The 5,076-nt window shown below is 70.7% G+C and carries 4 protein-coding genes; 3 read left to right on the forward strand and 1 reads right to left on the reverse strand.

What is annotated here, in order from left to right; translation table 11 throughout:
* Positions 1-584: TetR/AcrR family transcriptional regulator (locus AC2W7M_RS19450; protein WP_486134188.1), on the forward strand; the 584-nt coding region annotated here is incomplete at its 5' end.
* Positions 585-623: 39 nt separating this feature from the next.
* On the opposite strand, the gene ligA is transcribed toward AC2W7M_RS19450, so the two are convergent.
* Positions 624-2,768, reverse strand: coding sequence for an NAD-dependent DNA ligase LigA (gene ligA / locus AC2W7M_RS19455; RefSeq protein ID WP_486134190.1), 2,145 nt, complete (start codon positions 2,766-2,768; stop codon positions 624-626).
* Between the two features lie 202 nt (positions 2,769-2,970).
* On the opposite strand from ligA, the gene AC2W7M_RS19460 reads away from it, so the two are divergent.
* Both AC2W7M_RS19460 and AC2W7M_RS19465 read left to right on the forward strand, forming a co-directional pair.
* The gene (locus tag AC2W7M_RS19460; RefSeq protein WP_486134192.1) at positions 2,971-4,158 is read left to right on the forward strand and encodes a c-type cytochrome; all 1,188 of its coding nucleotides are present in this window, start codon (positions 2,971-2,973) and stop codon (positions 4,156-4,158) included.
* A complete protein-coding gene (locus AC2W7M_RS19465) occupies positions 4,062-4,931 on the forward strand; it encodes a c-type cytochrome (RefSeq protein ID WP_486134194.1) in 870 nt (289 codons plus the stop codon). The genes AC2W7M_RS19460 and AC2W7M_RS19465 overlap by 97 nt, the downstream gene beginning before the upstream one ends.
* The last annotated feature ends 145 nt before the right edge of the window (positions 4,932-5,076 follow it).

Consider the following 5,076-nt stretch of genomic DNA (forward strand, 5'->3'; position numbering starts at 1 on the left):
CCGCGCGCACCGCCGGCGGCGCATCCTGGCGGCGGCTGCGCGCGCTGTTCCTGGAGAAGGGCTATGGCGCCACCTCCATGGATGCGGTGGCGGCCGCGGCGCCGGTCTCCAAGCGCACGCTCTACCAGCACTTCGAGAGCAAGGCGGACCTGTTCGCCGCCGTGATCGACGCGGCCTGGTCCCATCTCACCCGCGCGCCGCCTTTGCCGGCGGAGACCGCCGGCTGCCCGCGCGCGGTGCTGCGGGCCTATGTGGACGGGCTGAAGGACCACTGGGACCGGCCGGACGTGATCCCGCTGCTGCGCCTCGTGATCGCCGAGGCGCCGCGCTTTCCGGAGCTGTCGCAGGCCTATTTCGCCGCCGGCAAGGAACCCGTGGTCAAGGCGCTGCACGGCTATTTCTCGACCCTGGCGCAGGAGGGCCGCCTTGCGCCGGGCGCCGATCCCGAATTGGCGGCGGCGCAGTTCCTCGGCGCCATCAAGGAGCCGCTGTTCTGGCCCCGCGTGCTCGGCGTGCCGGTGGCCTTCGACGCCGACGCCACCGTGGAGCGCGCCATCGCGGCGACGCTCAAGCCGGAGGCGTGAGGGCGTCCTCGCGCGGCGCGCCGGGCGCGGGCCGGCAGTTCATCCCACCCGCTCGAACCATTCGTCTTCCGTGATCACCTCCACCCCCAGCCCGCGCGCCTTTTCAAGCTTCGAGCCCGCGCCCGGCCCGGCCACCACGAGGTCGGTCTTGGCGGAGACGGAGCCGGCCACCTTCGCGCCCAGGCGCTCGGCCATCGCTTTCGCCTCGTCCCGCGTCATGCGCTCCAGGGCGCCGGTGAACACCACGGTCTTGCCCGCCACCGGACTTTCCGCCGCCACCTGCTCCATCGGCTGCGGCTCCACCTGCTCCAGCAAGGCCGCCACCACCTCCTGGTTCCTCGGCTCGGCGAAGAACTCCACCACCGCCTCGGCCACCACGGTGCCGATGCCGTCGATGCCGGTCAGCTCGGCCCAGCCCTCATTGCCCTTGGGGTGCGCCTCCCCCGGCATCACGGCGGACAGCGCGCCGTCGCGCAGCCCCTCCACGGTGCCGTAATGGCGCATCAGGCGCTTGGCGTTGGTTTCGCCCACATGGCGGATGCCGAGCGCGAACACGAAGCGGTCGACCGAAACCTTGCGCTGGCCCTCGATGGCGGCGAACAGGTTGGTGGCAGAGGTCTTGCCCCAGCCCTCGCGGTTCTCCAGCCGCTGAAGATCGCGCGCATTGCGCGCCGCCAGCGTGAAGATGTCGGCGGGGGACTTCACCAGGCCCCATTCATAGAGGGCCGCCACCTGCTTTTCCCCCAGCCCCTCGATGTCGAAGGCGTTGCGGGAGACGAAGTGGCGCAGCCGCTCCACCATCTGCGCCGGGCAGACGAGGCCGCCGGTGCAGCGGCGCACCACGTCTTCCTTGCCTGTCTTCGGGTCCACCTCCCGCACCGCGTGGGAGCCGCAGGCGGGGCAGGTGTGGGGGAATTGGTAGGGCACCGCATCGGGCGGGCGGTGGTCGGCAAGCACCCGCACCACCTGGGGGATCACGTCGCCAGCGCGCTGCACCACCACCGTGTCGCCGACGCGGATGTCCTTGCGGGCGATCTCGTCCTCGTTGTGGAGCGTGGCGGAGGAGACCACCACGCCGCCCACGGTGACCGGGGTGAGCTTCGCCACCGGGGTGAGCGCCCCGGTGCGGCCCACCTGGATCTCGATCTCCTCAAGGATGGTGGTGGCCTGCTGGGCCGGGAACTTGTGCGCCAGCGCCCAGCGCGGCGCGCGCGAGACGAAGCCGAGGCGGCGCTGCAGATCGAGCCGGTCCACCTTGTAGACCACGCCGTCGATATCGTAGCCGAGCCGCGCCCGCTCCTCTTCGATCCTGCGGTAATGGGCGATGAGCCCGGCCGCATCGGTGGCGCGAATGGTGAGCGTGTTGGTGGGAAAGCCCCAGCGCGCGAACGCCTCCACCATGCCGTGCTGGGTGTCTGCCGGCAGGGACGAGGCCTCGCCCCAGGCGTACGCGAAGAATTTCAGCGGCCGGGACGCAGTGATGGCGGGGTCGAGCTGGCGCAGCGAGCCGGCGGCGGCGTTGCGGGGGTTGGCGAACACCTTTTCGCCGGCCTCCGCCTGCCGGGCGTTCAGCGCCGCGAAGTCGGCGGCGGACATGTAGACCTCGCCGCGAATGTCGATGACCTCGGGAAAGTCGGGGGCGGAGACGCGGGCGGGAATCTCGGCGATGGTGCGCACGTTCTGCGTCACGTCCTCGCCCACCTGCCCGTCACCTCGGGTCGCGGCCACCTGAAGCCGCCCGTTTTCATAGCGCAGCGAGCAGGACAGTCCGTCGATCTTCGGCTCGCAGGTGAAGGCCACCTCGTCCTCGGCCTTGAGATTGAGGAAGCGGCGCACCCGCGCCACGAACTCCTCCACCTCCGCGTCGGAGAAGGCGTTGGCGAGCGAGAGCATGGGCACGCCGTGCACCACCTTGCCGAACTTCTCCACCGGCGCCGCGCCCACCTGCTCGGACAGGCTGTCCGCGCCCTTCAGCCCGGGAAAGCGCGCCTCGATGTCCTCATACCGGCGGCGCAGGGCGTCGTACTCGGCGTCCGAGACGATCGGCGCATCCTCACGGTAATAGAGGGCGTCATGGCCGCGGATCGCGTCCGCCAGCGCCGCGTGCTCGGCGGCGGCCTCGGCCTCGGTGAGCGCCTCCACCTTTGTGGAGCGCAGCGGTCTCAGGGGGTCAGGCGCGGTCATGGTGTCCCTCTCGCGTCCCCTATGTGGCAAAGCCTGCCGCCCCCGGCAACTCGCCGCGCCGGGCCATTTACGTGAAACTCCGGGCTGCACGGGCGTCGCTATTTTGTAAGATGTCCAAGCTAGGGCTAGATCACGATTCTTTCGCGCAACGGCGCGCGAGGGCGGGTTCGGCGACGCGGGCGACGACCATAAGGGGGCAGGAATGCGCAGGGTTATCAATGTGTTCGGCGCGCTCGTCGCGGGTGGCATCCTGGCCTGCGGCCCGGCCTTCGCCCAGACGGCGGACGATGCCGCTTTGATCGCGCGCGGCGAATATCTCGCCAAGGCGGGCGACTGCATGCCCTGCCATTCGGCCGATCCCAAGGGCAAGCCGTTCGCCGGCGGGCTCGGGCTGAACACGCCGTTCGGCGTCATCTTCTCGCCCAACATCACCTCCGACCGCACCACCGGCATCGGCGACTGGACCTACGACCAGTTCGTCAACGCGGTGCGCAACGGCATCCGCGCCGACGGCGCCTATCTCTACCCAGCCATGCCGTTCGACGCCTATACCGGCATCTCGGACGACGACATGAAGGCGCTGTGGGCTTACGTGCGGCAAATCCCGCCGATCCCCAACACGCCGCCGGAGAACGGGCTCGCCTTCCCCTTCAACATCCGCCTCGGCATGCTGGCCTGGCGCGAACTGTTCTTCGAGCAGAAGCGCTTCACCCCCACCCCCGGCAAGAGCGAGGCGTGGAACCGCGGCGCCTATCTCGCCACCGCGCTCGGCCACTGCTCGGACTGCCACACCCCGCGCAACCTGATGGGCGCCACCAAGGCCAAGCACCTGTTCCAGGGCGCCGAGATCGACGGCTTCTGGGCGCCCGACATCGACACCGCGTCGCTGAAGAAGAACGGCTGGACCGACGACAGCCTCTCGGCCTTCTTCAAGAGCGGCTCGGCCACCGGCAAGACCTCGGTGTTCGGGCCGATGGCGGAGGTGGTGCACGATTCGCTCTCCTTCCTCACCGATGCCGACCGCACCGCGCTGGTCACCTATCTACTCGACGCCCCGCCGCCGGCCGGACCGCCCTGCGCCGCAGGCCGCCTCGCCCTTGTCGCCCGCCGCCCTATGCGCCGCGGCTCGACGCTCTATGTGGACAATTGCATCGCCTGCCACCTCGACAAGGGGACTGGCCGCGCCGACACCATCCCGCCGCTCGCCGGCAATCCGGCCGTGGTGGCGGCCGAGCCCTACAACGTGATCATGGCGGTGCTCGGCGGCCTGCCGGCGGGCGGACCTATGGCGCCATGCCCTCCTTCGCCGGCCGGCTCGACGACGGCCAGATCGCCGACCTCGCCAATTATGTCCGCACCTCCTGGGGCAATGCGGCGCCGGCCAACGTGACGCCGGGCATGGTTGCCGCCTGGCGCGCCACTGCCCCCGTGCCGGACTACGGCACCCAGGCGGCTTCGGCCTTCACCTGCCCGCAGGTGGGCGGCGCGCCCGGCGCCGACGGACCCGACCCGAAGGCGGTCGCCGCGCTGTCGTCCATGATGGCGGGCGGCCAGCGCTCCATCCCCTTGATGGTGGACACCTACAAGGCCACCAATTCCGACGCCGGCAACGGCACCATCATCGATGCCCTCACCGCCGCTTATTGCCCGGTGGTGGCCAAGAGCAAGGCGCCGGACTGGCAGAAATATTCGGAGCTGCGGCGCTTCACGCTCCAGGCCGCCATGGAGGTCTCGCGCCGCACCGTGTCGGGTCCGGTGGACAGCCAGCCCATCATCTGGGCGCTGCCGGTGGGCCCCTCGCTGGTGGTGAAGGAGCCGGCCTCGCTCGCCGCCAAGCTCGCCTGTCCGGCGGACGACGGCAAGGCGGTGCCGGCCAACCTCTCGGCCGCCGCCGCAAAGGCGCTGGGCAAGCCCAAGCCGCCGGTGTCGGGATCGGCTGCATCCTCGCTCGCCACCACGCTCGCGGCGCAGAACCCCAAGGCGAAGCTGGCGGACGTGGCGAACGCGCTCATCGTCTCCTATTGCCGCGTGGTGGCGGCGCTTCCGGCGACCTCGGTGGCGGAGCAGAACGCGCTGTTGAACGGCTTCGGCCAGCAGGTGGTGCAGGCGCTCCAGCTCCTGCCGCCGCCCAAGGTAGCGGCCGCCGCCCCCGGCAAGAAGTAGGCGGCGGGCGCGCTCCTCGCCTCACACCGCCGCCATGCCCCGGCTCGTCCGGGGCATCTACCGGCGGCTTGCCCCGCGCGGCGCAAGCTGACGCCCGGTCCAGCGGCGAAGTTGATCCCCCGGAAAAAGCCGGGGGATGACGGCA

Source organism: Xanthobacter sp. BG11Y11_SDJG (genome assembly GCF_057364445.1).

Bases quoted from the DNA above. Each gene is read 5' to 3' on its own strand.
- ligA (WP_486134190.1), bottom strand. From the start codon at position 2,768: ATGACCGCGCCTGACCCCCTGAGACCGCTGCGCTCCACAAAGGTGGAG.
- AC2W7M_RS19460 (WP_486134192.1), top strand. From the start codon at position 2,971: ATGCGCAGGGTTATCAATGTGTTCGGCGCGCTCGTCGCGGGTGGCATC.
- AC2W7M_RS19465 (WP_486134194.1), top strand. From the start codon at position 4,062: ATGCCCTCCTTCGCCGGCCGGCTCGACGACGGCCAGATCGCCGACCTC.